Below are 24754 nucleotides of genomic sequence, written 5' to 3' on the forward strand. Positions count from 1 at the left end.
GCTCACAGTTGCTCCGGCAGTCGGAAGGTGCGCCACACCTCCATTTCAAACGGGCTGGGCGTGCGTTGACTGGTCAGCAGGTAATTGGCGCGCAAACCGGCGAGGTCCGCCTTGAATATCTGCGTATTGCGCCCACTCGCCGGCTCTCTCTGAAGCAAGTCGAAAAACCTGAACAACGACCAGGCCCCGGTATTTTTCTCGATACCCAAAGGCCGTTGCTCTGTCCCCCTCTCCAGTACGAGGCTGCTACGACCGTTGTCTGCGTCTGTAGGCCAATGAAACACCATGGGCACAATCGTCCCATGACGATACTCCAGCTGCTTCTCGCCAAAGCGCAGGGTCGCCCGACTGACCGACTGATCCAGACTGTAGGGCGCCAAGGTAAATCGAACAGACAACTCGCCCTGTTCCTCAGTGAAAAAGCTGTGGCGGATCACCTGGGCTTTCATCAGTTGGTCCAACAACGAGCGGGATATTGGTAAACTACTGCCATCCAGACCGCGCAGCCTGTAACGACCACCATCGGCGCTGATAAAGGGACGCAGGTAGCCCTCATAAAAGCGAGCCATTACGCCTTGTGGCTTGAAGAACTCTTGAAAATCATTGAGGGCGACATCGCTGGTCGCGTGGGCATTGAATGGGTAACGTTGGCGGATCGCCTTGGCGTAGAGGCCGTGCACTTCGCTTTGATAGCGTTGGTTGACGTGCGCGTAGGCACCCTCCAACAGGTGGCGCCAACTGTCGTCTGCCATACCCTCAAACCAACCGGCGAGCGGCAACGGTAAACGCGCAGCAGCATCACGCAAGTTGCCCAACACATCCTGCTGCCCTTCCATTCGCCGCTTAACTCTTTGGAAGGCCGCCTGCTCCGGTGAACTTTCCCGGTTCAGCGCCGCCAGTTGCAGGTGCAATTCGTCGAGCAGTCGCAACGCCTGGGTCAACTCGACACCCGGGTTCTGCTGTTCATCGAGCAACTGGTGCAAAGGCTCAAAACGCCGCTGCAACGCACGGCGGGCGGAATCGGGAAGTACCGCTACCTGCCCGTCCGCCACAACTGACTGAGCCAGAACACCCAACTCACCCGTCTGATGGGCCACGTTGCCCAAAAGCTCATGGGTGGGCAGCAAACGCGTGTTTTCACGAAGCAGCAGCAATAACTGCATCAGCGGTGACTGGGCTGATGTCAGACCTGCGAGCCGTTCGGCATCGTGTCTGAGGCTGTCAGTCTGCTGCAGGCTGACTCGGCCAAGGGCAGCGCTCCAGGCATCAGCATACTCAGTGAAGTAGCGCTGTTGCAGTTCAATCATCAACCGACGCAAATCCACAGCACTCAGGTCGGTGCCCTCGCCCAATACCCAGTTGTCCTGTGCGATGGCATTCACCAACCTTGGGCCTTGCGCCTCGAAGTACTGCAAGTACCTTTTTGTGTAGAACCCGGGAATAGGTGGATCAATGGCGGCGAATACCTTGCCCTCCACAAGACGCAAAGGCTCCAGGTTGCGCGATTGTTCGCGCAACACTCGATACACCACATCGGCCAACGACTCACCCCGCAGTTCTTTACGCGCCTGCGCCACCAGCTCTTCGTTGAGCGAAGCTGCAAACGGTTGTTCAAGCAGGCGAGCAAGGTGTTCATTCAGGCGTTTCTGCGCCGACGTATCACCCGCATAACGTACAGACCAATGATCTGCCACGCGTTGCGCCAACCAGCCTGCATCCCGGCGCTCACGCAAACTCAGCATCAAGTAGGCGCGCAAACTTTCCAGCAACCGTTCACGATCCCCAAGGCTTGCACGTACCTGCTCTTCAAGCTGGGCAGTTATCCGGGCCAGCAGTTGCTGATGCAGCGCTTGCTCATACGCACGGGTCAATAAAGGGCGGCTCACCTCACCTTGATACAGCCCGGCGCGCTCAACGAACCGTGCGTTATGCGCAAAAGGGAAAACCTGCGTCGCCGCCAAGCGCGCATCCAACAGGGCCAGGACCACCAACATGTCCTCGGCCCCCTGCACGGTGGGAGAAGGTTGTGCGGTCAATGCTGCCAATTGCAACAAGCGTTGCTGGTTGACCGAGTAACTGTGCGTCCACAACCATCCGGCGCCACCGATAACAACTGCCGCCGCCATTACCAGCAACCCTTGGCGTCGACGAATACGATGTTGCTCCTGGGTCTGCAACCCCGCGAGATCGGCCTCAGCGAAGATCACCCGGCTGAACAGGCCCTGGATAAAGTGGTTGCGCCTGTCGCCGGCGCTGGTCAAATAGAACCCGCGCAAACCGTTGATGCGCTGATAACGATGCGCGGAAAAAGCCGACTCGACGAACAGGCATAAACGTTCGCCTAAGTGTGCCGCCTGTTGGGGAAAATCAAGCATATGGCCACGGCGCTCGACATTGCGCTCTTGGTGTAATCGTGTGATCAACTCACTACTCAGACGCTGCAGCAACGTCTCGAAAGCCTGGCGCACCTGTGCGATGTCAATACCCGCCGTGCCTGCGTCGAGGCGCTGGCCAAGCACGCTTGCGGCATCCTCACCCGGGGACGAGTCAAAGAACTCGGTAAACCCGGGTACCCGATCTGCCTGGGTCAACAGCAGATAGACGGGTACATCCACATGCAATATCTGCTGGATTTCCTGCAACCGGGAATGCACATGGCGCGCATGGTAATTCAGGTCATGATCATTGCCGGTCAACAGCGTATCCACCGACAGCGTCACTACCACACCATTGAGTGGACGAGCTCGACGCCGCAACCTGAGCAAACTCAACAAGGTTGACCAGCCCGCGGCATCCACCGAGCTGTCGAGTTGCGTCAGGTAGCGCCCCGGGGTATCGATGAGTACACCCTCGTTGGCGAAATACCACTCGCAATAAGCAGTGCCTTGCGTCGGGGGCGCCTCCACCCGATCAAACGGCAACTGCAAACCAGCCGCCGCCAACAGATGCGTCTTGCCACTGCCTTGTTCACCGATCAACAGGTACCAGGGCAAATCATTGCGCCAACGCTCGTTGTGCCCTGCGTAACGGCTGGAGGTTTTCAGCCTGTGGACCGCCTCCTTGAAGCGACCTCGTACGTGTTTCTGCTCGTCCTCGACCCATCCCAACTGCTGATGGTGTGCCTGCTTTTCAGGCTTCTTGAGTCCTGCCGCACCGCGCCCTCCAGTAAGGACCATCGCCAGCCCCCACAGCAAAAACAGCGCACTGATAGTGACCAGTCGAGCAGTCGAGTCCTGCCAGAACCGGTGGTCATCTACCGCCAGTAACGGCCCGAAAAACCATACAAATACCGCACTGCAAAGCACCAGCAACAAACTCCAGACCCAAATCGTGCCCAGCACGGTGCCCGCGTTCTTGAAGAATGCGTTCATTGATTGCTCCCAGCGTTTACAAGGGCGTCTGAATCAATTCCGACGCCGAAAATTGGAGGGGGTGCAGTGCATTCGTACGCTCTTCGCCCAGCGTCCAGGCAAATCCTGCATACATCACCAGTAAGCAGGCCAGGGCGAAGACCGAGACCCAAGTGGCCGAAAGAACGCGTAATCGCTTTCGTCGCCGCTGCCCCGCACTTGCAGCAGGTACATGCTCCGAGGGTGGATCACCCCGCACATGCCGGACCTGTCGATACAAGGCATCGCGAACGGCTTCAAGTTGCGACTCACCTCGCTCCATGATCCGGTACTTACCTTCGAATCCGATGGCCAGGCACAAGTACATCAATTCCAGCATCGCCAGATGCTTGATCGGATCGCGAGACAGCCGCTCCAGCAGTTGGAAAACTTTTTCGCCCCCGAAGGTTTCGTTGTGAAAGCGGCTCAACAAGCTCATCTTCGGCCAGTCGCTGCGACTGCCCCACGCCGTGGTGACCACCGCTTCGTCAATCACACTGCACAACACGTAGCGCGCCGATATGACCTGACTGCTCTCGCCTCCAAGACGCAAGGCGTGGGCTTCAAATTGAGTGACAAGCGACGAGAACCGGTCATTAACCGTGCCCAGGCTTTCGCGACCGGAGTAGCCCTTGAGCAGGGTCACTTGCGACAACAACGCCGATGCGGCCGCCACCAGGGGGTTTAGATCCATCTTGAAGCGCTGCTCACCCTGTGTTCGAGCGGCGTAGATCATCCGATCTTCCAATTGCTCAAAACGCGGCGGCGAAGGAAAATTCGTTATGGGTCCCTGCGTAGGCCCACGGCCCTCATGGTCGAGCAGGACGGTTTTCTCATCCTGCGGATATTCACTGTCCATAGTGTTCAATTCCTGATGGCCCAGAAGTTGAGTTCAAGCGCTGAGAATTCACCGCCTACATGGAAGGCAAAACCACCCGACTGCTCCAACTGCGTGATATCGCGTGCGCTGAGATCGAGCATGAAATAGGTTTTGCCGGCATGGAACGGAATCTGCCGCGGCGCCACAGGCAGCGGTTTGACCTTGATACCCGCCAAGTGCAGGTTGACCAGCTCGCGGATACGCTCCACAGGCCCGACTTTCAAATGTGCCGGCAGGCGATGGCGCAACGCCTCCGAATCGCACTGCGCAGTGGCCGCCAGAATGAATGTGGCAGTGCCCAGCAACTTCAAGTCGCTCATCGGGCATACCAGCACCCCATATTGACGTTGCTGCAGCGTCAGCTCGATGGCGTGTTGTTCCAGCACCATCGACAGCACAGAACGAACGCCCTCCATCAGCCCACGAAAACTCTCACCCTGGTCACCATGTCTGTAACGCACATCCAGATGCGCACGTTTACTGTCGTTGGCGAATGTTGATAACTCGCCGAGCATCGACAGTAGCGCTCGGAACAACGCTTCCGGGCGAACCTGGGCCTGGCTCAAGTAGTGACGTAGTTCCAACTCGGTACGATTGATCAGTTGCAGCATCAGGAAGTCGCCGACTTCCGAACCGGCGGCCGTACCCTCACTCCGGATACGTGAAGCAATAGCATCCCCTCGACTGGCAAGCAGACTGATCACCTCCTTCAGACACGACGACACATACCCGCTGCCCTGAAGAAAAATAAAGGTTGGGATGAAATCCGCGTCCAGGTTCACGCCGCCTTCATCGGTAGAATCCAAGACCTGCGCAACCTTGAGTTTGACAAAGCTCTGGTCGCTTTGATGATCCCCCAATAGCAGACGCAAATCAGGGCGCGCGCAACGGATGCTGCAACGGGAATCGACACCGGCGTTCGAATCACCTACCTCGACATCACAGGCAAGGTAACGTGCCTGGACATCGGCCTGTTGCGGCTGGCGAACCTCGATCTGATTACCCGTGGCCAGCGGCAACGCCAGATAAATCCCATGGCTCCCCGAGTTGGCCGGCACCTGCAACACCAAGGGTTCCATCACCCCGCTCAGCTCAAACAGGCTGCCGTCCGGCAAAACGCCACAGGCTTGGTTGACCACCACCTTGCCAAACTTGAGGTACTGCAAGTCGACCTCCAATGTAAGGAATCCCCACGCATCAGAGTCCAACAAGCGAGTTCGATTGAGTTGCTGGTGGTAATAGCGGTCGTTGTGCTGCAAATGCTGAGGCCGTAACAGCATGCCTTCTTGCCAGATAACTTTATGAACGTGCATATCACTCTGCCTCCATGTCAGGCGTGAATGAGGCGAGGCGAATACCCGTCTGGGCCAGCACCAGGTCAGTAAAGGTCAGTTGTTGCGGTGTAACAGGAACAACCCACCGCCATTGAACATGGGGCAGGTCTCGATAGGCCGCCAGCACCCCCAGAAAACGAGTGCCAGGGTCGAGCCTGAGCTTGAGGGCCAACGACTCACCCGGGCGCAGTTCAACTTCCTCACTGCTCACCCAGTCCTTGGGCAACGCTTGCTCAGCATTGCTGTACAGACTAAAGAAGTCGGCATTCTCAAAGGCCACGGCATGCCGCAACTCAATCAGGTGCACCACCACCGGAGAGGGTCGGCCGTGAAGATCAGGGTTGACTTGCTCGCTGGCGGTCAGCGCCACATCCAACTTGGTCAACGTAGAGAAAGGCGATATGGCACTGCAGCCGGCCAACAGGCCGAGCAGGAGCAGCATTGATGCAAAGATGGCTCGATACATAACTGTCATCCTGGAAAACCGACGTGCAGGGTTGAGATCAAGCGAACCTGCTCCTCGTATACCTTGGCGAAGTCGCCGCCTGGGAGGCGATCGCTGCCCTGATCTGTCTCGATCAAGCGCTGGTAGTGACGCTGATAAGCTCGCCAGTGCCCACCGTCGCTGGAAAACCGCGGCCGCTTATCCTGATATTCGAAGCACATCAGCAGATGGCCAGGGGCGAAAGCGCTGTGTGTATTGCGTATCGCACTGCGACAGGCCGCCAACAATGCAACCTGATGGGTTTGTAGATCCCGATGGGCCTGGTTGATGGCCTGCTCGGCGGGCAACCGCCCCAAATCACCCGCCCCCAGCAGCATCGCCAATGCAGCATCGGCATCAACGCAGTCTTTCAACGGGTTCCGGCTCTTGAGCACCGTGTCGACAGGCGACAGGTTCAGCTCACCCTTCAGCTCTTCGCAGGTCCGCAAGCTTTGTTGCAACCCCTCGACCCCCATGCGAAGCAGGCGCGCCGCCTTGATTGCCAACGCCTCTCGGCCAGACCTATCGAGGGTGTCCAGGCCAATGCCCAGTGCTGCCGCGAACTGTGCCCAAAAGGCCTCACTGGCTGGCGGCGGCATCGTGACGGAATGAATCTGAGGGGTTTCCTGAACGGCTTCAGCCCGTCGGGGTATCGCCAGATGATCTCTGTTAGCAGTACTCTGATCCGCCCACGGTCCAGCCGCGTCGACGCTCTCGTCCAATGCCTCCAAGTCCTGCGACCTGGTCTGGTGCTGGTGTTCGAGGTCCAATGAGTGAATGGGGTCCAACGCCAGGAAAGCATCATCGGGGATCGTTCCTCCGGCGACATCCCATTGTTCGCCACGAGGAGGCACCGGCACTACCAAACGCGCGCGTATCGCCAACGGTCCCAGTTGATACACGTCGCCCTCACTGATCAATCGCGCCTGCCCTTTGCACAGACGCTCGGTACTGCCCGCCACACCGATACCGTTGCTGCTGATATCGGTTAAAAAATATCGTCCCTCACGGTAAGCGACCAATCCATGATGACTGGAGAGCAACCGGCTGGGGTCAGGAATCACCCAATCACAACCTGCACCACGGCCTATCACACCGCCCGTGCCGTTAAATATTTTGCGGGCCGATGGCGCAAGATTAACGCCGTCAACATCACATTCCTCAAACACGAGTTGCATGGTCAGGCTCTCCCTATTCACTGGCCACGTGTGATCGCCTTCGGCTCACCCAACGGACGGTAGTCGGCATCATCAAAGACATAATTGGCGCTGCAGCCACTTAACAAACACAACGCAAGCACAACGGCTTGCCACGGACGATCAGGCATCAGGTCTCTCCCACAGAGGTAAGGTCTCCCAGTTCGATTCGACGCTGGCGGCGGTAAAACATGGCAATCCTCAAGCGCTGCATTCAGCACTCGCCGCTGGCATTGCCAAACGGAATATTCAAACGAGCAAGACGGTAAAGCAGCGTGCGGCGAGCAACCCCTAACTCCCGTGCCGTACGGGTTCGATTGCCGCGGTTCTTGTGCAGGCAATCAATCAGGAATACCCGTTCCACCCGCTCCATGCGCTGGCGTAGCGTCGCATCGGCCACAGAGGCGGCAGCCGAAGTCAGTGGCAGCGACAGGTGCGCAGGCAGAATCACACCGTCATCACACAGCAGTACCGCCCGCTCCACCAAACACTTGAGCTCGCGGACATTGCCAGGGAAGCCGTGGCTCGACAGCTGATCAAGGGCGATGCTCGACCAATCGACGGGGGCCCTCCCAAGTGACGCGCAGGCCTTGTCGGCAAAATGCCGCGCCAGTTGCAGTACATCGCCATCTCGCTCACGCAGGGCGGGCAATTGGATGGGAAACTGTGCGAGCCGGTAATAGAGGTCTTCGCGAAAGCTGCCCTCTGCCACCATCGCAGCCAGGTCGCGGTGGGTTGCGGCAATAATGCGCACGTCAACCTTATGGGCGGCGGTGGCTCCCAACGGACGAACCTCACCTTCCTGTAATACCCGTAGCAACTTGGCTTGCAAGGACAGTGGCATGTCGCCGATTTCATCCAGTAGCAACGTACCTCCATGCGCAGCGTCAAACAGCCCGGCATAGTTACGCTCGGCACCGGTGAATGCACCTTTGCGATAGCCAAACAGCTCGCTCTCCAGCAAGCCCTCTGGGAACGCCGCACAATTTTGCACCACAAAAGCCTGGGCACTGCGCGGTCCGGCGGCGTGAATGGCACGTGCCACGACTTCTTTGCCGGTGCCCGTCTCGCCTCGTAACAGAACGGTGTAAGGCGTATGCAGAACCTTGCCGATCAAGTGACAGGTCTGCTCCATCGCCTCGCTGCTGCCGATCAAGCCGTATGCACCTGTAATTGGCACACCTCGCTGTGACCTTGTGGCGTCTGCCCGGGGTTGCATGCACCGCAACATGAGCAACTGGTTCAAGGCAAAGCTGCCCAGTTGGCCCAACGATGTTGCATAGTCTTGCAACTGCCTCGGTTGCCAACTGGCGCACAGGAGTACACCCGTGATCGCGTTGCTGCGGTCGAACAGCGGCACACCCAGCAATGAGCGCCAAGGTGCCCTCATCACCGGCAGAAAACCGGTGTCATAGAGAGTACTCCCCACCTCATCAAGGCTAAGAGAACAACGCTGGTTCAGGACGTAGTGCAGCAACTGCTCGTTTTGCAACGCAGAGCCTGAAGCCAAGTGGGTCAGTGACAACGCCTCAGGCAAATGCTGGGCAATAAGATCAAGTCGGCCAGTCACCTTATCCAGGAGATACAACTGAGTGAGTTCACACTGACTCAGTTGTGCTGCGCCCGCGACACACAGGTCAGGCAACGTTGTTTCATCGCTGTCCAGGCCCAATCGCGTGAAGCAGTTCAGCAAAGTATCCGCATAGGCCAGCGGATCGGACAGGTGGTTAAACAGGTTCTGCATCATTGGCTGAACTCGCAGGTCACCTGACCGTTGCCATCCAGTCTTGCATGGACCAAGGACAATGACTCACCCACGGCCATTGCACTAAGAAGACGATCCACCAACTGTGGCAGCAAGTGCCGCTCGATCCATTGATCGATGAACCGCGCGCCGCTGTCACCATCAGCGCAACGTTCGGCCATCAGCGCAATCAGCTCGGACGAGTAAGTGAATACCAGCTTGCGCCGATGCAGCCGCTCACCGAGGCTGGCGAGTTTGAGTCGTACAACGTCGTGCAGCACGTGCTCCGCAATCGGGTAATACGGCACGACACGCATCCTGGCCAACAATGCTGGTTTGAAATGAGCACGCAACACGGGGTGAATGGCGTCTTGCAACACCTGGGCATCAGGCCGCCTGCCGTCTGCACACAACTCGCTGATGCGGTCGCTGCCAAGGTTGGAGGTCATCAGGAGCAGCGTGTTGCGAAAATCAATTTCCCGCCCTTCGCCGTCATTGGCGCGCCCTTTGTCAAAGATCTGATAAAACAGGTTCAACACCTCCGGATCGGCTTTCTCGACCTCGTCGAGCAGCACCACTGAATAGGGCCGTTGGCGCACGGCTTCCGTGAGGACCCCGCCCTCGCCGAAACCGACATAGCCCGGTGGAGCACCGATCAACCGCGACAGGGCGTGCCTCTCCTGGTATTCCGACATATTGATGGTGGTGATAAACCGCTCACCACCGTACAAAAGATCTGCCAGAGCCAGCGCCGTTTCTGTCTTGCCGACACCACTGGGGCCAACCAGCAAAAACACCCCTACTGGCGCATCCGCCTTATTGAGGCCCGCTGCGACCGCTCGCAGAGCACGGTCAAGTGCCTGCACGGCGTGCTCTTGCCCCAGGATCCGTGCGCGCAGGTCATCGACAAAACCCAAGACTTTTTCATTAGGTTCGAGGGCCAATTGCTCGACCGGGATACCGGTCCAGGCACTGATAACCTGTGCGACCAGGCGCGGGCACACCTCAAGGCGGCCCGATGATTGCCCGCTCTGTTTAACCCAGTGTTGTTCCAACACCTGACGCTCGTGCTCAATTGCTTCCAACCGCTGGCTCAGTGCTTGCAAAGCCTGCGCATCTACCGGCAACCCCGCGCCGGCATCTCGCGTTAACGCCCGATGTTGCCGGCTACCTTCGACCCACTCTTCGCACAACTTTTGCAATGCCTCAGGTGGCATTGCCTGACGGGTCCGCGCTCGTGCACACGCGGTGTCCAACACATCCACGGCCTTGTCCGGCAACTGGCGACCTGCGAGATAACGTGCACTCATCTGTGCCGCCGCAACGACGGCATCATCGCGAACGTAAACACCATGGCTCGCCTCATAAACAGGGACCAGACCACGCAGAATGGACACAGCGTCCTCAACACTAGGCTCAGCGACCAGCACCGGCTGGAAACGTCGAGCCAATGCAGGGTCTTTCTCGATGTATTGTTTGTACTCCGACCAGGTGGTGGCCGCGATGGTGCGTAATGCTCCCCGAGCCAGGGCTGGTTTAAGCAGATTGGCCGCGTCGGAACCGCCCGCCGGCCCTCCCGCACCTACCAGGGTATGGGCTTCGTCGATAAACAGGATCACCGCCTGTGGCGAGGTATTGACCTCATCAATCACACCTTTGAGGCGCCGTTCGAACTCACCTTTGAGACTGGCACCCGCTTGTAACAGCCCCATATCCAGGGTTAGCAGGCGAACAGCCTTGAGGGCCTCGGGCACCTGCGACGCGACGATTTTCAGCGCAAGGCCTTCGACAATCGCCGTTTTCCCTACACCAGCCTCCCCGACCAGAATCGGGTTGTTCTTACGCCGCCGCACAAGGATGTCAATCAGTTGCCGGATTTCAGCATCACGACACAGCACCGGATCAATCAGTCCTTCGCGAGCCTGGCATGTCAGGTCATGGGTGAAGCGCTGCAACAACGATTCGGTTGCAACCGGCTCGGTCTCAGGTAACTGGCTTGCTAGAAAATCACGCACACGGTCTGCATCCAGGCGGCTAAGCACTGCGTGGTACCCACTGCCCGCGTACTCCATCGGATGGCGCAGCAGTGCCAGCAACAAGGCGCCGTGATCAACAAAACGTTGCCCAAACTCAATGTGAGCAACCATCAGCGCTTGCTGTAACCATTGCACCAGCGATTGGGCGAAGACCGGATTACGTGTTGCGCTTTGCTCGCTCCGTGGCTGCAATGTGGCGTGTAGCTCGCCCGTCTGCACACCCGCGTCTGACAGTGCCTTGGCCAACACGCCATCAGGATGCTCAAGCAAAGCTAAAAGCAAATCTTCCACCAACACTTCACGGCCACCGCGCGTAACACAGCGCTCAGACGAGCGCTCCAAATCGAGACGCGCCTGAGGCGTCAACGTGCGTATAAGTTGTTGCAGGTCCACATTAATCATGATCATCGGTCCCTAATGAAAGTTGCCAGCCAGCGTGACCACACCGTCGGCATGCTCATGGTCCAACCAACTGGTCCAGCCCAAACGACAGACATTGCGTGCGCCAATGTGCAGCGCCCTCACCTCCCCTTCGGCCAACACAAGGCGAAGGTCGTATTCCAAGGGGTCCCGTGTGGTTAAGCGCACCAGTGAGCGCAAGGGCTGATAGGCCTTTCCGGCGGGTAGAAACTCGTGAAGACGTTGCCAACTCAACGCCAGGACATGCACCCTGAACTTGCCGCTGCGGTCGGCTACCCGATGCCCCAGCACCAGGTCTTGGCCAAGCTCACTATTGGCGACACCCAAGTCATTGCGCTGCAAAGGGGCAACCTCCACCGTGCGTTCGACCCATTGTTCGATGAACAACGGGTCATGTTTGAAGTAGTACCGCAGGACGGTCTCGATCAACGCGGCCGAATGCGCCCGCAAGCTCAGAAGCCCCAGGTATGGCAGCAGGCGCTTGCAGTCCAGTTGCGTAGCCCCACGGATCGCTGTGCCACCCAAGCCGATCAGTGCAAACATCTGCTCGGAAAAGGTATCGCTGGCCCCCGCTTGGAAACACGCCCGATAGCGGTACTTACGCCAGATCGGCAACATCAACCGGTGCAGGCGGTGGTGGAAGATGTCGAGGAAGTCCCGCGTAGGATTGCCGCCCGACATCTCGGCAAACGCCTGTTCACCATAAAACGCCGGCAGTGGCGACCCGGCACCGAATAAGCCCAACACGTTGAGGCGCAGGCGAGCCCGTAATTGCCCGTGCTCAACAAAAAATTCGACACGATCAATATCGTGCCCAGCAAACCCCAGCCCTGGATTAGCCTGGAATTCCAGTTGGTCGTACAGCACGTCGTCATCCAGCAGCGGATGGGCATCGCGCAATCTCTCGATCACCTGCAAAATCGCCTGGAATAGCGTGTGCTCGCGGATAACACGGCAAAGTTGAGTCAAAGCAGGGGCTGCTGCCCCACCCGGGATGGCCATAGATACACGTCTCCTTGTGTGCTGGTGACTCGCAACTCGTGATACGAATTCAGGCTGGCGTAAAGCGCAAAGAACTCATTGAGGACAGACGCGAACACAAACATGTCGCCCTGGCCGAGAAACCCTTGCGGATCGACTGTCAGGTCCACACGCAAACCGCGAACGGGCAACCCGCGGTGCAATCGATCAACCGCCTCATGGCGGATGGACCGCAACGCGCCCAGCCTTGTCTGACTGACCTTTTGCGCCTGCCGATCGTGATAGCGCGGCAGATCGTAGGTTTCGAGGATCACTTTCAAGGCGTTGATATCGGTCAACGACAAATAGTTAAGCGACATATTGCTGATGAGCCTCCACAGAAAATCCTGATCCAGTGGCGGCGCAAAGCTCGCGGTTGGCGCAGTGATATTTCGAAATGTCAGTGACTCCGGCGCCTGCTCGCAGGGCTGGTTGATCTCGCCTGGGCGCAACTGCCGTGGCAAGTTGCAATTGGTACAGGTCAGTTCGATCGACAGCGTTTCCTGACCTTTCCCCCGACGGCTGCCAAACCCTATCCACGTATCAAGGCCTCCATGCTGCAGCGAGGAGCGTTGGCGAATGCTGTAGCTGGGAGGCGCCGCCGACAGGTCGATATCGCAGTCATGCTCAAAGGACTCGAACGGCACGTACGCTTGGTAACCCAACCCGCCAGGCCGCCATCCGGTGACACTGTCCACGGAAAACACACCGGCATTGCCCGACGTATATTCACCAGGTACCAGAAGGTACTCGTCCTGTTTTCCGTCCAGGCGAACGGGCACCGCATCATGTTTGAATAGATTAATGATGGGTGTGCAATACAACTTCACGTTGTCCAGCGTGGGACGTTGAGGTTCGTGCTCCCGGGTGCGGAGCTCGAAGCGCAACACCATACCGTGCACCTGCTTGAGCCGTTCATGGGGAAGCGTATGCAGGACACTCAGCCCCTCGACCTCGACAAACAAGTACTTTTCGGGAAAAGCGAAGTACTCCTGCAGGTGACGATAACCACGGAAAGTATTCTGCGGATAAGGTATCAACGCCTGCTCTTGCGAAAACCCCACCGGCTGAATCTGACTGGCGCGCAGCCGCACTCGAATGGGTTGCCCATCGGCTCCATTGACAGCCAAACCACAGTGATCCAAAAGCAGCAAGTGGATACCATCCAGATGGCGCAACAGGCTGAGGTATAGCCCCTGGCTGATGTAGCGGTCCCCGGCCAGGTGCAGTCGCAGGGAGTCAAACGCCAGCTCGCTGAAATTACCTTCCGCACTCATGTTCAGACGCAGGTCCAGCCATGCCCCTTCGCCTTGACATGTGTACTCCAGAGCAACGAGTTGCAGTGGCATGACGTCGGTGGTGTAGCAGGTCCGAAAGCGGCAACGCTCGCCCTCGATTGCAGCACTTTCCACAGCAGTATCGCGTGCCACTCGAACGGTGGGACCTGCACGCTTCAATGGATCAAATTGCAGGATGCTGAAGGCCGGCAGAGGCCGCATGTAGTTCGGCCATAGCAAATGCATCAAGGAATGCGTCAGCTCAGGCAACTCGTCATCCAGCTTCTGACGCAGGCGCCCCGTCAGGAACGCAAAACCCTCAAGCAACCGCTCGACGTCCGGGTCCTGACCCGTCTGGGCGAGGAACGGCGCCAGAGCAGGATTACGCTCAGCAAAACGCCGTCCGAGTTGCCGTAGTGCGCTGAGTTCGCTTTGAAAGTAACGGTTAAAGGCCATCAGCGCAGACCTCAACCCGCCCGGCATCAACCAGGCGCGCATGAAACACAACGGGCTGCGTGACACCGTCAACGATCAGTGTGGCTTCGATCGCAAATGCCAAGGCCAACGGTTCGCTCATACGGGGCAACACCCTGACGTGCACATTCTCCAGTCGCGGTTCGTAGGCCCGAATGAAACGTTCAATCAGAACGCGCGATTGGGTCAACGACTCATGCAAGCTGAGCCGCATGTCATTGAGGTCGGGCAAACCATAGTCCGGCAGCGTCTGGACACTGCCGGCGCGGGTGCTGAGCATTTTCCCCAAATGTGCGGCGACGGATGCCACGCTGCACACCTGGGTCGACGCATCGCATTCGAGGCGTTCGAAAAGACTATTGTTGTAGGGCATCCCCTGGCCTCTACTCATTCTTTTTCGAGCTTACCGACCAGAGACAACGTGAAGTCCGCCCCCATGTACTTGAAATGCGGGCGCACACTCAAGTTGACCCGATACCAACCTGGCTCGCCTTCGACATCGCTGACGACGATGCGAGCTGCGCGCAATGGGCGGCGTCCACGCACTTCGGCACTGGGGTTTTCCTGATCGGCCACATATTGGCGAATCCACTTGTTGAGCTCCAACTCCAGATCCGTACGCTCTTTCCATGAGCCCAATTGCTCGCGCTGCAGGACTTTGAGGTAATGAGCCAGACGATTGACCACCATCATGTAGGGTAACTGGGTGCCAAGCCGGTAATTGAGCTCCGCGGCCTTACCCTCATCACTGATGCCAAAGGTTTTGGGTTTCTGTACGGAGCTGGCTGAAAAGAACGCTGCGTTATCACTGCCCTTGCGCATGGTCAGGGCAATGAAACCTTCTTGCGCCAGCTCGTATTCGCGTCGGTCTGACACCAACACTTCGGTAGGAATCTTGGTTTCGATCTCGCCCATGCTTTGGAAGTGATGCAACGGCAGATCCTCTACTGCACCTCCACTTTGCGGGCCGATGATGTTCGGACACCAACGAAAGCGCGCAAAGCTATCGGTCAATCGGGTGGCAAAGGCATAGGCGGTATTGCCCCATAGGTAGTGCTCGTGGCTGTTGACCACGTTCTCCTGATAGGCAAAGGTTTTGACTGGACACTCAAGGGGATCGTACGGCGTTCGTAGCAGGAAGCGCGGCACGGTAAGACCGATGTAACGGGCATCTTCGCTCTGGCGAAAGCTCTGCCATTTGGCAAACTGCGGGCCTTCAAAATGATCCCTGAGGTCCTTGAGATCAGGTAACCCTGTAAAGCTTTCCAATCCAAAGAAGCTCGGCCCGGCAGCGGCAATAAAAGGTGCGTGAGCCATGCAGGCAACGCTGGAAGCGTATTGCATCAGCTTCACATCAGGCGCACTGGGTGACAGGAAGTAATTGGCAATGATCGCGCCCACTGGCTGACCACCAAACTGACCGTATTCGGCACTGTAGATATGCTTGTAAAGCCCGGACTGGGTAATTTCCGGCGAATCTTCAAAATCATCCAGCAGGTCCTGCCGTGAAACATTCAACAGCTCTATCTTGATGTTCTCTCGAAAATTGGTACGGTCGACCAGCAACTGCAACCCCTTCCAGGCAGCCTCCAGCGCCTGGAAATCCGGGTGATGAAGAATCTCATCCATTTGCTGGCTGAGTTTGGTGTCGATCTCGGCGATCATCCGGTCGACCAGTCGTTTCTTCACCGGCTCTGCGCTGTTATGCGGTTTGACCAGTTCTTCGATAAACGCCGACACGCCGCGCTTGGCAATGCCGTAAGCCTCGTCGTCGGCACTCAACAATGTCTGGGCAATGATGTTGTCGAGGATGCTGTGCTCGTCGGCAGCCCGCGCAGGCTGCAGGTTGTGTTGGGTAGTCGTCATGGTGTCAGTGTCCTTTTACTGAAGTTTTCAGGCCGTGGGGCTATTGAGTCCCAGCTCAGCGAGTACCCGCGCACGAGATTCGTCATCGGCCAGTGCCTGCTCAATGGCTTTTCGAAAGCTGGGCGTGTTACCAAGAGGCCCTTTGAGCGCCATCAGCGCTTCACGCAACGCCATCAATTTTTGCAATTCGGGTATTTGCTCAACCAGGTTGGCGGGGTTGAAGTCCTTCATCGAGTTGATCCGGACCTGGATGGCCAGTTCGTCGACGGCGGTACCCTCCTGCAAGCGATTGGGCACGCTCAAGGTCAAGCTCAAAGCCTGTTTGGCCAACACCTCGTCAAGGGTGTTCTTGTCGATACCGATAGGCTTTCGATCTTCGAGCTTGCGTGGGTCTTCGCGCTGGCTGAAATCTCCCAGCACCAGCAACTTCAACGGCAGCTCGACTTCCTCCTGCGCACCGCCGATGGCAGGTTTGAAGGTGATATTGATACGTTCCTTGGGTGCTACCGAACCGTCTTTGGCCATGGTGTTTCTCCTTTTTGGGTGGGCTCGAAAGCCTATTCAAGTACCGCTTCCAGATCGAAGTGGCATAACCTGCGATGGGTGACTTCCTTGCGTTCGCGCATGGCGTGGTCTTGTGGCAAAAGGTCATAACAGCGGTACAGAAGCCGAGCGACTTGAAGGGCCAACTGCGGCTCCCAGCGATCCAGGCCAGCTTGCTGTAACTCAAGATCCAGCTGTTCAAGCTGGATCTTGCCCAGCTCATGCTTGCCCGCTCGCACGCACAATCTGGCCAGCGCCAACCGCCAGTGAAAACGCGCGCGATCACTGCGCGCGGCATGCAGACCTTGCTTGAGCGCAGCTACCGCGGCCTTCAGCCCATCCTTGCGAAAACTGGACATTCCCGCCTGCAAGGCGGCCTCCCAGGGTTCGGTCACAGCATCGACCACAACACTGGAGGGCTCGGTTTTATGCAGATGGCGAGCAACATGCAGTGCGATCCAGTCACACGTCGCGGGGTCGGCAAACGGAGTGCCGTCGTCAAACCTGAACTCAGGCAAGCTCGGCAGGCGCTGCAATAACAAGGCAAAGTTAATTTCCAGCTCGGTCATGGCCAGGTCAGCCTGTAAGGCTTCAAGGCACTCCCATGCCAGTCGTAACCCGTCAAACCAGAACAATGCACCTGCCAGGCCGGCCTCAAGCTCAAGCAATAGATCGGCGTACTGTCCTTGGGTGAAGCGGTCTTGGTAACGCTTGAGTTTGTCGGCAGTCGGCGCACGCAAAGCCGTTACCCGCTCACTGTTGGCGTCCGGATAGTTGATGAGCGTCAGCCATGCCAGCGTTCGGTTCAGGCGCAAGGCGCGCAGGTCAGTGACACTTTGGCGCAGCCACCAGGCACACAAAGGGCGGGCCTGTTCCTGCAATACACGCAGCAGTTTATGGGCGTCTTTTTCGTTGTTGACCGGCTGCTCGGGCTTCAGCAACTGCGTTGTGGCCAGCTTGACCTGGGCAATAACACCCGCAACACCACCTGGCTCTGGGCCGCCTTTCGTGGCAAGCACCAAGCGCTCCGACAGTTGCCTGCGAATCGGCAACAACAAGGGAGCATCATCCCCCAGACGCTCCCCCCAGAGTTCGTCAAGGCGTACGAGGTGCTCCAGTAGCGCCTGGAACAATGGCAACTGATCGGCCAGTGAAAGGTTCTGCGCAAAGAGTAGGTCAAGTCGCAACACCAGCCAACCAAACGCGGCGCCACGAGTGCGCGACTTGGTGGGGTAGACGATCGCCCAGTGATGCTCGCAAAGATGAAGCAGCACACCTAGGCCCGCCAGAAGCCCAGGAAATGAATCGCGCTGGTACAGAGCCCAGGCCATCCAGACAGCAACCCGCATATCCTTGGAATGCTCACGCAACAATTGCTCGCTGATCTCGCTGACCTTCTGCCAATCCGGCAGGCTTGCACCATGAATCGATTGTGCCTTGCCAAGCTCGGACTCCAGGGTTTCATACTCGCTCGAAAACCGCATATCACAGCCGGCAAACTCCCCTGACAAACAGGGCAGTCGTGCGAGTTCGAGGTAATAAGCGTAGAGCTTGTCTGAATAAACCATTCTGGGCCACACACAACTAATCAAGGCAGAATCGGCAAACTTATCGATATTAAAACACCGCATCAAAATGCCATTTAACATTCGCTCAACAGACGACGAAGTGGGTGAACCTTAGCCACACAAAAAACATTCAGCAAGCAACAGACTTACACTTAAGCAATTTCCTACACGCCCAGTAATTCATAGCCTGCGCAGCTATTTGCGCAATTAAAAAAGAACAATCAAACCGTAAATACCGCGCAACCCACCAACAACCAAACAAACAACATGAGCAACTTACTGCGCACTCGCGCGCAAACATCAACACCAAAAAACACCATTCAAATCACGACATCGCTCAAGTGCTTCATTCAACATCGCGCCCGCACCTTTATTTCATTGGCTCTCGGTATTTCAGGCACGCTTCTTGTTATAGGGAATTGCCCGTCCGGCATCACCGCCGTTCGGGATTACCTACTTAATCAGGCAAGGAAACCAGACATGCCAACACCCGCGTATCTCTCTATCACCGGTGTCAAACAAGGTTTAATTACGGCAGGCACATTTACCCAGGACTCGGTAGGCAACATTTATCAGGAGGGGCATGAGGATCAGATCCTGGTGCAGGCGTTTGCCCATCAGGTGATCATTCCCCGCGACCCGCAATCGGGCCAGCCAACCGGCCAAAGGGTTCATAAACCGTTGATGATCAGCAAGGTCTTCGACAAATCCTCTCCCCTGCTTTTCAGCGCGCTGACCTCGGGCGAAGAGGTGTCGTGCCGATTGGAATGGTTGCGTACCTCCTCCGCCGGAACCCAGGAGCACTACTTCACCATCGAACTGGAAGGCGCAACCATCGTGGACATTCAATCACGCATGCCCAACTGCCAGGACCCGGACAACGCCCACTTCACCCATTTGGAGGATGTGCATTTCACCTATCGCAAGATCATCTGGACCCACGAAGTCGCCGGCACTTCCGGCTCGGACGACTGGCGTAGCCCTGTGGCCGGTTAACGTCGACTGATGCAGGAGCGGTAGCCAGGGACGGCGCCGCTCCTGCTGGTTGACTACACCATCGCCAGCGGATGCTTGCGTTTAGGTGCGCCAAATACGCGGTCGATTGCGTCCAGATCGTGCTCATCCAATACCAGGCTCGCGGCACCGGCATTGAGTCGCACATGGTCGGGTGTAACAGCCTTTGGGATAGCAATGACGCCGTCCTGACGCAGGACCCAGGCAAGGGAGACCTGAGCGGGTGTCACTTCATGACGGCGGGCGATTTGCTTGAGCGTCGGGCTGGACAACAACTCACCACCCTGGGCGATCGGACAATAAGCCATCAGTGGTAAAAGGTGTTGTTGCCACCACGGCAGCAGATCAAATTCGATACCGCGTTCTTCGATGTTGTAGAGCACTTGGTTGGTGGCGCACGCCGGGGATGCAAGTTCTTGCAGGTCCGTCACGTCAAAGTTGGAAACACCCCAACGGCCAATCTTGCCCACTTCGCGCAAACGCTCGAAGGCTTCGACGGTTTCTTCAAGAGGGTACTGACCGCGCCAGTGCAGCAGATACAGATCAATATAGTCGGTGCCCAGGCGCTGGAGGCTGGCTTCGCAGGCACGAGGAACACCCTTGTGGCTGGCATTATGAGGATAGACCTTACTCACCAGGAACACCTGGTCGCGCTTGCCGCGAATGGCCTCGCCCACTACCTCCTCGGCACCGCCTTCACCATACATTTCAGCGGTATCAATCAGGGTCATGCCCTCGTCGATACCCAATTGCAACGCGGCGACTTCGGCGCGGCGCTGGTCCGGGTTTTCACCCATGCGCCAGGTTCCTTGGCCGATGACAGGGACGGGGACGCCGGCCAGATCAATGGTACGCATGACAACCTCCTGATGAGTTCGCAGATTAAACAGTGTGGCACTGGTCGGACAAAAGGCTTCAATCGAAGTATGGTTAGCCTTTGCCAAGTCGCCAGGAAGAACCTGCAATGCTGTTTGTCGTCATGCTTGGGGGCAAGCACCCGCGGGCTAAAATTGAAGTTCACGATGTGGTGTTCGCGGTAGCGGATACGTTGGAAGCTACCTACCCGCAATTACGTGACGGCTGGTTCGGAAGCCCAAAGGGGGTGCATATCGACGCTTGGATGGCGGTCGATGGGGTCGACGGCTGGAAAGTCGAACTCAGCCACCTGGCGCCACACGGCGACGCGCATCACCTGTACTTCATCAACCTCGGCGGCTATGAAGCCAACGCTTTTGGCGAGGCCCATCATTACCTGTTAGTGGTGGCCCGTAATAAACAGGAAGCGACGAGCAAGGGCAAACAACACATGCTGCGTGACTGGTCCCAGGCTCACACCGACGGCGTGATGGACCTTGACGACTGCCTGCCCATCGACTTGGTGGACGGTCGCTATATCCACCTGGTGCAAGGCCCCCATAGGCCCATCATCCAGCAGAACGACTACATCATCCTGCCCTGAACCCTACCCGAACGGGGTATGGCGCCCACCCCTCACCTGCCTGACAGTGCAATCAGTCCCTCGGCCTGATAACAAGCACAAGAAAGGTGGGTCCCCATGCATAAAGCCCTTATCGCCCTGTTCAGCGTCGCTTTGCTTGCAACAACATCTTTAAGCCACGCCACCGACGACCCAAGCAACACCTTGCGCATCTACAACTGGGCGGACTATATCGGCGACACCACCCTGGCCGATTTCGAGAAAGCCACGGGTATCAAGGTGATCTACGACACCTACGATTCCTACGAAACCGTGCAGGGCAAATTGCTCTCCGGGCGGTCGGGCTACGACCTGGCGCTGCTCAACGCGTCTTTGGTGCCGTTGTTGATCAAAGGGAAGGTATTCCAACCTCTGGACAAATCCCGGTTGCCCGACTGGAAAAACCTAGACCCCGTGGTGCTCAAGAGCCTGGAAGCCCACGACCCAGGCGTCACCTACTCGGCCCCTTACACGTGGGGCAGTAACGGCGTGACCTACAACGTCGACATGATCAAGGCGCGCATGCCGGAGGCACCCATCGGCTCGCTGGCGATGATCTTCGATCCCAAGATCGTGTCGAAATTTGCCGACTGCGGGATCACCTTCATGGACTCGCCCACCGACATGATCCCCCTGGCCCTCACCTACCTGAAGTTGGACCCCAACAGCGTCGCCCCCAAAGACCTGAAGGCCGCGCAGGACGTACTGATGGCGGTGCGTCCGTACATCCGTAAATTCGACTCGAGTGGTTTTATCAATGGCCTGGCCAACGGTGATGTGTGCCTGGCCACCACCTGGTCCGGCGACTACGCCACCTCCCAGGCGCGGGCGACGGAAGCAGGCGCCAAGGTCAACCTGGACTACTTCATCCCAGAGGAGGGCTCACTGATCTGGTTCGATAACTTCTACATCCCCGCCGATGCGCCCCATGTGGCCAATGCCCACACATTCATCGAATTTCTTTTGCAGCCCAGCACCATGGCCGGCGTCAGCAACACCATCCATTACGCCAACAGCAACCTGGCCTCCAAGCCTCTGGTCAACGCCGCTATACGCGACAACCCGGCCATCTACCCCGACCCGGCGACGATGCAGCGTTTGTTCACCCAAAAAAGCCAACCCCAAGCCGCCGTGCGCCTGATCACCCGTACCTGGAATGCCGTGAAGACCGGCAAGTGACCCCCAGCCATTGAAGGTAACCACCATGACTCTGCCAAATCCCGCTTTCTTCGCTCAGTTCGACCACGAGCAACTGGACGCCGCCGACAAGGCCCACTACATGCACGGCTTTCATATGTTCGACGAGCACCGTGAACAGGGCTCGCTGAACATCGCGGCAGGCGATGGCGCCTACATCTACGATACCCACGGCAATCGCTACCTCGATGCGGTTGGTGGCATGTGGTGTACGAATATCGGCTTGGGCCGTGAAGAAATGGCCGACGCCATCGCCAATCAGGTGCGCCAGCTGGCCTACTCAAACCCCTTCTGCGACATGGCCAACGTCACCGCCATCGAGCTGTGCGCCAAGCTTGCCAGCCTGGCCCCCGGCGACCTCGACCATGTGTTCCTCACCACCGGTGGGTCTACCGCTGTGGATACGGCCTATCGGCTGGTGCAGTTTTATCAGAACAGTCGTGGCAAACCGACCAAGAAGCACATCATCTCGCGCCTCAACGCTTACCACGGCAGTACCTTCCTGACGATGTCCATCGGTAATAAAGCCGCCGACCGCGCGCCGGAATTCGATTTCATGAGCGACCTGTTCCACCACATCTCCTGCCCCAACTACTACAGGGCGCCCGAAGGGATGAGCGAGGCCGACTTTCTCGACTTCCTGGTGAACGAGTTCGAAGACAAGATCCTGACCCTGGGCCCGGACAATGTGGCCGCTTTTTTTGCCGAGCCGATCATGGGCTCCGGCGGCGTGATCATTCCGCCCAAGGGTTATCACCGGCGTATGTGGGACATCTGCCAGCGCTATGACCTGCTGTATGTGGCTGACGAAGTGGTGACTTCCTTCGGACGCCTCGGTGCGTTCTTTGCCTCCGAGGACGTGTTCGGCATGCAGCCTGACATCATCACCACCGCCAAGGGCCTGACCTCCGGTTATTTGCCATTGGGTGCGTGCATTTTTTCCGATCGAATCTGGCAAGTGATCGGCGCGCCGGGCAAAGGCCGTTGCTTCACCCATGGCTTCACCTACAGCGGCCACCCCGTCAGTTGTGTCGCGGCGCTGAAAAACATCGAAATCATCGAACGAGAACACTTGCTGGCCCATGTCGAAGACGTCGGCGTGTACCTGGAGCAGCGCCTGCAGACCCTGGCCGAGTTGCCGCTGGTGGGCGATATCCGCTGTCAGCGCCTGATGGCCTGCATCGAATTCGTGGCGGATAAGCGCACCAAGGCCTTGCTGCCGGATGCGGTGAACATCGGCGAGAAAATCCACCTGCGCGCCCAGGCGAAAGGCCTGCTGGTACGCCCTATCGGTCACTTGAACGTCATGTCGCCGCCGCTGATCATCACCCACGCCCAGGTCGATGAGGTGGTTGAAACCCTGCGCGAATGCATCCTCGAAACGGCGGCCGAACTGCGCCGAAGCGGCGAGTACCTGGGTCGATGAGCCATAACGCCGAGCCTGTCTCGGCGTTTTTACCTGGGCACTTTTTGCCTGGGCACTGCCCGGCGGCTAGACTGGCCGGCATGAGTACAACCTGCCCTGCCCCGACCCTCGAAGAGCTTGAAGCCTGGCATCTCGCCCTGGCCCAGGCGTTTATCCATGTGGATGAGGCGTCGTTCCTCGAACACCTGGCCACCGCGCTTTGCACCCTCACCCCCATCGAATCGATGATGATCAGCCTCGAGCGCCAAGGCCTGGCGCCGCACCTGCTGTATCAGCAGGGCATCCCGCGGGCTTATCAGGACGAAATCATCCACCGTTACTTTTCCCGAGGCTATCTGCTCGACCCGTTCTGCCTGGCGGTGGACAAGGGATTAGCCGAAGGTTTCTATCACTTGGCCCAGATCGCCCCGGACGACTTCTTTAACAGCGAGTACTACAAGACCTATTACCTGCGCAGCGGTGGAGCCCAAGAAAGTTACTACATCGTTGACCTGTGCCCCCAGAGCAAGATTTCCCTGTGCATGTTCCAGGGCCTGAGCGCCGGGCAGTTCACCGAAGAACAATTGGCGCTGCAGAAGTCTACCCAGGCCATGGTCCGCGAATTGCTGCGACGTTTCGGCACTACGGGAGGCCTGGCCAAGGTGATCTGCGACGAAGCGTTTACCCAAACCCAGGCGCACCAGCAAATTGAAGCCGCATTCATGGGCTTTGGCAGCGGAGTACTCACGGTGCGCGAGCGCGAAATTGCCCACTTGATCCTACGTGGGCACTCCGTGAAATCTACCGCTCAGGTGCTGGGTATTTCGCCGGAAACAGTACGCATGCACCGTAAGAATCTGTACACCAAACTGGCGATCAATTCTCAGGCAGAGTTGTTCGCGTTGTTTATTGAATGGTTGACCCGCAGCGGCGCCATGGCCCGCTCCTGAGCCGCTGAGGTATTCCACGGGAACTTTGCCGGGAAAAAACCACCTGAATCGGGTAGGCTCACCCTTTTTACTCAAGGAGTTAATCCCCATGGCCAAAGCCACCGCCCGTCACATCCTCGTTTCCACTGAAGCCAAGTGCAACGAACTCAAGGCCCAAATCGAAGGCGGCGCTGATTTCGCAGAAATCGCCAAAGCCAACTCCAGCTGCCCATCCAGCCGCAGCGGCGGCGACCTGGGTTCGTTCGGTCCAGGCCAGATGGTTAAAGAATTCGACACCGTCGTGTTCAGCGCCCCGGTCAACACTGTGCAAGGCCCGGTGAAAACCCAGTTCGGCTACCACCTGCTGGAAGTGACCAGCCGCCAAGACTGATCCAGTCTGCGCTGATGCTATAAACAACGGCCCGCCTTTTGGTGGGCCGTTGTGCATGTGATGACTGGCGACACAGATGCCGTTAGCGTACAAATCCTTATTCCTGTTCA

At 57.7% G+C, this 24754-nt stretch carries 21 protein-coding genes; 6 read left to right on the forward strand and 15 right to left on the reverse strand.

What is annotated here, in order from left to right; translation table 11 throughout:
• Positions 1–2: 2 nt before the first annotated feature.
• The 14 genes from tssM to tssA form a co-directional block, all read right to left on the reverse strand.
• On the reverse strand, positions 3–3371 hold the full coding sequence (gene tssM, locus BFL40_RS10970) for a type VI secretion system membrane subunit TssM (RefSeq protein ID WP_071484002.1): 3369 nt from the start codon (positions 3369–3371) through the stop codon (positions 3–5).
• A gap of 16 nt (positions 3372–3387) precedes the next feature.
• The gene (icmH, locus tag BFL40_RS10975) at positions 3388–4248 is read right to left on the reverse strand and encodes a type IVB secretion system protein IcmH/DotU (RefSeq protein ID WP_071484003.1); all 861 of its coding nucleotides are present in this window, start codon (positions 4246–4248) and stop codon (positions 3388–3390) included.
• A 5-nt stretch (positions 4249–4253) separates the two neighbouring features.
• Positions 4254–5582 (reverse strand): type VI secretion system baseplate subunit TssK, encoded by a 1329-nt coding sequence (gene tssK / locus BFL40_RS10980; protein WP_071484004.1) that lies wholly within the window; start codon positions 5580–5582, stop codon positions 4254–4256.
• 1 nt (position 5583) lies between these two features.
• Complete coding sequence (gene tssJ, locus BFL40_RS10985) at positions 5584–6069, reverse strand: type VI secretion system lipoprotein TssJ (protein WP_071484005.1); 486 nt, start codon at positions 6067–6069, stop codon at positions 5584–5586.
• A 5-nt stretch (positions 6070–6074) separates the two neighbouring features.
• Complete coding sequence (tagH, locus tag BFL40_RS10990; protein ID WP_071484006.1) at positions 6075–7265, reverse strand: type VI secretion system-associated FHA domain protein TagH; 1191 nt, start codon at positions 7263–7265, stop codon at positions 6075–6077.
• A 17-nt stretch (positions 7266–7282) separates the two neighbouring features.
• A complete protein-coding gene (locus BFL40_RS10995; RefSeq protein WP_071484007.1) occupies positions 7283–7414 on the reverse strand; it encodes a type VI secretion protein in 132 nt (43 codons plus the stop codon).
• 83 nt (positions 7415–7497) lie between these two features.
• On the reverse strand, positions 7498–9030 hold the full coding sequence (locus BFL40_RS11000) for a sigma-54 interaction domain-containing protein (protein WP_071484008.1): 1533 nt from the start codon (positions 9028–9030) through the stop codon (positions 7498–7500).
• The gene (locus BFL40_RS11005) at positions 9027–11465 is read right to left on the reverse strand and encodes an AAA family ATPase (protein ID WP_071484009.1); all 2439 of its coding nucleotides are present in this window, start codon (positions 11463–11465) and stop codon (positions 9027–9029) included. Before BFL40_RS11005 ends, BFL40_RS11000 begins: the two co-directional genes overlap by 4 nt.
• Positions 11466–11477: 12 nt before the next feature.
• Entirely contained in the window at positions 11478–12485 is a 1008-nt protein-coding gene (gene tssG / locus BFL40_RS11010; RefSeq protein ID WP_071484010.1) for a type VI secretion system baseplate subunit TssG, read from the reverse strand.
• Positions 12449–14236 (reverse strand): type VI secretion system baseplate subunit TssF, encoded by a 1788-nt coding sequence (tssF, locus tag BFL40_RS11015; protein ID WP_071484011.1) that lies wholly within the window; start codon positions 14234–14236, stop codon positions 12449–12451. The genes tssG and tssF overlap by 37 nt, the downstream gene beginning before the upstream one ends.
• Positions 14226–14627, reverse strand: coding sequence for a type VI secretion system baseplate subunit TssE (gene tssE, locus BFL40_RS11020; RefSeq protein WP_071484012.1), 402 nt, complete (start codon positions 14625–14627; stop codon positions 14226–14228). The genes tssF and tssE overlap by 11 nt, the downstream gene beginning before the upstream one ends.
• 14 nt (positions 14628–14641) lie before the next feature.
• On the reverse strand, positions 14642–16120 hold the full coding sequence (gene tssC, locus BFL40_RS11025) for a type VI secretion system contractile sheath large subunit (RefSeq protein ID WP_071484013.1): 1479 nt from the start codon (positions 16118–16120) through the stop codon (positions 14642–14644).
• Positions 16121–16147: 27 nt separating this feature from the next.
• Positions 16148–16645 (reverse strand): type VI secretion system contractile sheath small subunit, encoded by a 498-nt coding sequence (gene tssB, locus BFL40_RS11030; RefSeq protein WP_071484014.1) that lies wholly within the window; start codon positions 16643–16645, stop codon positions 16148–16150.
• 32 nt (positions 16646–16677) lie between these two features.
• Positions 16678–18231 (reverse strand): type VI secretion system protein TssA, encoded by a 1554-nt coding sequence (gene tssA, locus BFL40_RS11035; protein ID WP_074851752.1) that lies wholly within the window; start codon positions 18229–18231, stop codon positions 16678–16680.
• Between the two features lie 480 nt (positions 18232–18711).
• Between tssA and BFL40_RS11040 the strand changes: the two genes are divergently transcribed.
• Entirely contained in the window at positions 18712–19227 is a 516-nt protein-coding gene (locus BFL40_RS11040; protein ID WP_005788794.1) for an Hcp family type VI secretion system effector, read from the forward strand.
• Between the two features lie 53 nt (positions 19228–19280).
• Here the strand turns inward: BFL40_RS11040 and BFL40_RS11045 are convergent, their stop codons facing one another.
• Positions 19281–20102, reverse strand: coding sequence for an aldo/keto reductase (locus BFL40_RS11045; protein ID WP_071484016.1), 822 nt, complete (start codon positions 20100–20102; stop codon positions 19281–19283).
• 107 nt (positions 20103–20209) lie between these two features.
• On the opposite strand from BFL40_RS11045, the gene BFL40_RS11050 reads away from it, so the two are divergent.
• From BFL40_RS11050 to BFL40_RS11070, 5 genes are all read left to right on the forward strand, one after another.
• Positions 20210–20704 (forward strand): DUF1543 domain-containing protein, encoded by a 495-nt coding sequence (locus tag BFL40_RS11050; RefSeq protein ID WP_071484017.1) that lies wholly within the window; start codon positions 20210–20212, stop codon positions 20702–20704.
• A gap of 96 nt (positions 20705–20800) precedes the next feature.
• Positions 20801–21901 carry a polyamine ABC transporter substrate-binding protein gene (locus BFL40_RS11055; RefSeq protein ID WP_071484018.1) on the forward strand — a complete coding sequence of 367 codons (1101 nt, stop codon included), beginning with the start codon at positions 20801–20803 and terminating at the stop codon, positions 21899–21901.
• Between the two features lie 25 nt (positions 21902–21926).
• Complete coding sequence (locus BFL40_RS11060) at positions 21927–23345, forward strand: aminotransferase (protein WP_071484019.1); 1419 nt, start codon at positions 21927–21929, stop codon at positions 23343–23345.
• 80 nt (positions 23346–23425) lie between these two features.
• Positions 23426–24274 carry a response regulator transcription factor gene (locus BFL40_RS11065; RefSeq protein WP_071484020.1) on the forward strand — a complete coding sequence of 283 codons (849 nt, stop codon included), beginning with the start codon at positions 23426–23428 and terminating at the stop codon, positions 24272–24274.
• A gap of 88 nt (positions 24275–24362) precedes the next feature.
• The gene (locus BFL40_RS11070) at positions 24363–24644 is read left to right on the forward strand and encodes a peptidylprolyl isomerase (RefSeq protein WP_071484021.1); all 282 of its coding nucleotides are present in this window, start codon (positions 24363–24365) and stop codon (positions 24642–24644) included.
• Positions 24645–24754: the final 110 nt, after the last annotated feature.

The sequence above is a fragment of the Pseudomonas costantinii genome (assembly GCF_001870435.1).
Lineage (GTDB): Bacteria > Pseudomonadota > Gammaproteobacteria > Pseudomonadales > Pseudomonadaceae > Aquipseudomonas > Aquipseudomonas costantinii.

Coding starts and splice junctions, on each gene's coding strand:
- BFL40_RS11040 (WP_005788794.1), top strand. CDS start 18,712: ATGCCAACACCCGCGTATCTCTCTATCACCGGTGTCAAACAAGGTTTA.
- tssC (WP_071484013.1), bottom strand. CDS start 16,120: ATGACGACTACCCAACACAACCTGCAGCCTGCGCGGGCTGCCGACGAG.
- BFL40_RS11070 (WP_071484021.1), top strand. CDS start 24,363: ATGGCCAAAGCCACCGCCCGTCACATCCTCGTTTCCACTGAAGCCAAG.
- tssA (WP_074851752.1), bottom strand. CDS start 18,231: ATGGTTTATTCAGACAAGCTCTACGCTTATTACCTCGAACTCGCACGA.
- tssM (WP_071484002.1), bottom strand. CDS start 3,371: ATGAACGCATTCTTCAAGAACGCGGGCACCGTGCTGGGCACGATTTGG.
- BFL40_RS11065 (WP_071484020.1), top strand. CDS start 23,426: ATGAGTACAACCTGCCCTGCCCCGACCCTCGAAGAGCTTGAAGCCTGG.
- tagH (WP_071484006.1), bottom strand. CDS start 7,265: ATGCAACTCGTGTTTGAGGAATGTGATGTTGACGGCGTTAATCTTGCG.
- BFL40_RS11005 (WP_071484009.1), bottom strand. CDS start 11,465: ATGATTAATGTGGACCTGCAACAACTTATACGCACGTTGACGCCTCAG.
- tssE (WP_071484012.1), bottom strand. CDS start 14,627: ATGCCCTACAACAATAGTCTTTTCGAACGCCTCGAATGCGATGCGTCG.
- tssF (WP_071484011.1), bottom strand. CDS start 14,236: ATGGCCTTTAACCGTTACTTTCAAAGCGAACTCAGCGCACTACGGCAA.
- tssK (WP_071484004.1), bottom strand. CDS start 5,582: ATGCACGTTCATAAAGTTATCTGGCAAGAAGGCATGCTGTTACGGCCT.
- BFL40_RS11050 (WP_071484017.1), top strand. CDS start 20,210: ATGCTGTTTGTCGTCATGCTTGGGGGCAAGCACCCGCGGGCTAAAATT.
- tssG (WP_071484010.1), bottom strand. CDS start 12,485: ATGGCCATCCCGGGTGGGGCAGCAGCCCCTGCTTTGACTCAACTTTGC.
- BFL40_RS11045 (WP_071484016.1), bottom strand. CDS start 20,102: ATGCGTACCATTGATCTGGCCGGCGTCCCCGTCCCTGTCATCGGCCAA.
- BFL40_RS10995 (WP_071484007.1), bottom strand. CDS start 7,414: ATGCCTGATCGTCCGTGGCAAGCCGTTGTGCTTGCGTTGTGTTTGTTA.
- icmH (WP_071484003.1), bottom strand. CDS start 4,248: ATGGACAGTGAATATCCGCAGGATGAGAAAACCGTCCTGCTCGACCAT.
- BFL40_RS11060 (WP_071484019.1), top strand. CDS start 21,927: ATGACTCTGCCAAATCCCGCTTTCTTCGCTCAGTTCGACCACGAGCAA.
- BFL40_RS11055 (WP_071484018.1), top strand. CDS start 20,801: ATGCATAAAGCCCTTATCGCCCTGTTCAGCGTCGCTTTGCTTGCAACA.
- tssJ (WP_071484005.1), bottom strand. CDS start 6,069: ATGTATCGAGCCATCTTTGCATCAATGCTGCTCCTGCTCGGCCTGTTG.
- tssB (WP_071484014.1), bottom strand. CDS start 16,645: ATGGCCAAAGACGGTTCGGTAGCACCCAAGGAACGTATCAATATCACC.
- BFL40_RS11000 (WP_071484008.1), bottom strand. CDS start 9,030: ATGATGCAGAACCTGTTTAACCACCTGTCCGATCCGCTGGCCTATGCG.